At 52.0% G+C, this 479-nt stretch carries 1 protein-coding gene; it reads right to left on the minus strand.

From position 1 onward, the window contains the following. The coding region (locus PPOP_RS17375; protein WP_199898995.1) for a baseplate J/gp47 family protein at positions 1-454 on the minus strand (454 nt) is incomplete at its 3' end. Positions 455-479: the final 25 nt, after the last annotated feature.

Here is a 479-nt window from a genome sequence, read left to right on the forward strand (position 1 = left end):
CCGTTTTAGCTCTATAATCGGCTACGTTGCCGCCAAATGCCAAAGCCCGCAAAGATTCGTAATATCGCTCACGTAGCGATTCATCCGTTTCTTCGTTCTCTCCGTAAATCAGCACTTCCGTGAGCGTAGCGCTTGCTAAGCCGTCAATGTAGTCAATAGGGAAGAGTATTCCTGCGTACTCATTACCGATGCTGCCTAGCTCTTCGGCAGTCAGTCGAAATGCACCAGCATCTACGCGTTCAGTCGCGACATAGTTTACATCGCCGCCCGAAAATCGAGAGCCGAGCGGTACATCTAACCCTAAACCGTCTGCACCTGTAAATATCCCTTTACGAACGGCTGCTGTTGCTGGCAGGCGGAACACGCTTCGCTCCTTTGCCTTGAGCGTCAAGTCGATGTCAGCCGCTGTATCTGGAAATGCTCTGTCCATCTCGGACTGCAGCAACGAATACATGATGGCAAGTTCTGCTGCAGCCGGC

Origin of the sequence: Paenibacillus popilliae ATCC 14706 (genome assembly GCF_000315235.1) — a bacterium.
GTDB lineage: Bacteria > Bacillota > Bacilli > Paenibacillales > Paenibacillaceae > Paenibacillus_B > Paenibacillus_B popilliae.